General features: G+C 62.0%; 1 protein-coding gene (running past one end of the window). It reads left to right on the forward strand.

Annotated elements, in window-relative coordinates:
- Positions 1–1,132 carry part of the coding region annotated (locus HHJ18_RS00605) for an ATP-binding cassette domain-containing protein (RefSeq protein ID WP_296910457.1) on the forward strand (this coding region is incomplete at its 3' end). 739 nt of the annotated region lie to the left of the window's left edge, so 1,132 of the 1,871 annotated nt are shown.

A 1,132-nucleotide genomic window follows, 5' to 3' on the forward strand; every position in this document is an offset into this window, starting at 1 on the left:
CCAAGGCCGACAAGCTGCTGGCACAAGAAGAGGTCTGGATCCGCAAGGGCGTGGAGGCACGGCGTACGCGCAGCGTGGCGCGCATTGGCCGGCTCGATGTGCTGCGTGAAAATCGCTCGGCGCGGCGTGATGCGGTGGGCCGGGTCAATCTGGATGTGTCGAGCGGCGAGAAGAGCGGCAAGATCGTGGCCGAGTTGACGGACGTGTCGAAAAGCTTTGGCCATGCGGGCGCTGAAAAACTCATCGTTAATCGCTTTAGCGGCACGCTGCTGCGCGGCGACAAGATCGGGCTGCTGGGGCCGAACGGGGCGGGCAAGACGACGCTGCTCAAGCTGATTTTGGGTGAGTTGCAGCCTGACGTGACGACGCCTGCGGGCCGGGTCCGCCAGGGTGCGAATCTGCAGGTGGCTTACTTTGACCAGATGCGCGACGCGCTGGACCTGGATGCGACGCTGGAGGATTTCATCAGCCCGGGCAGCGAGTGGGTGGAGATCAATGGCCAGAAGAAACACGTCAAGAGCTACTTGACGGACTTTTTGTTCTCGCCGGCGCGCGCCAATTCGCCGGTGCGCACGCTGTCGGGGGGCGAGCGCAACCGTTTGCTGCTGGCGCGGCTGTTTGCGCGGCCGGCTAACGTGCTGGTGCTCGATGAGCCGACCAACGATCTGGACATCGACACGCTGGAGTTGCTGGAGGACTTGCTGCAAAACTATGAGGGCACGGTGTTTCTGGTCAGCCACGACCGGCGCTTTCTGGACAATGTGGTGACCAGCACGATTGCCTATGAGGGTACGCCGGACAATCCGGGCTTTTGGCGCGAATACGAGGGTGGGGTAACGGACTGGATCACGCAGTCGAAGCGGGCTGCGCAGCTCAGTGGTGGTGGTAAGACTTCCGCAGCGCCCGCCAGCCCCAAAAATACTGGCAAAAACACCTCTGAACCCAATAAGGACGGGCGTGAAGTGCTATTGAAAAAGAAGCTGAGCTATAAGGAGCAGCGTGAGCTCGACGCCCTGCCGGCGCTCATCGCCCAACTCGAGGCGCAGCAAAAAGCCATCGCGCAGGAACTCTTCGACGGCTCGCTGTACGCCAGCAATGCCAGGCGCGCCGCCGAACTCACTGCGCGTAACAC

This window comes from Polaromonas sp., assembly GCF_012927455.1.
Classification (GTDB): Bacteria; Pseudomonadota; Gammaproteobacteria; order Burkholderiales; family Burkholderiaceae_C; genus Polaromonas.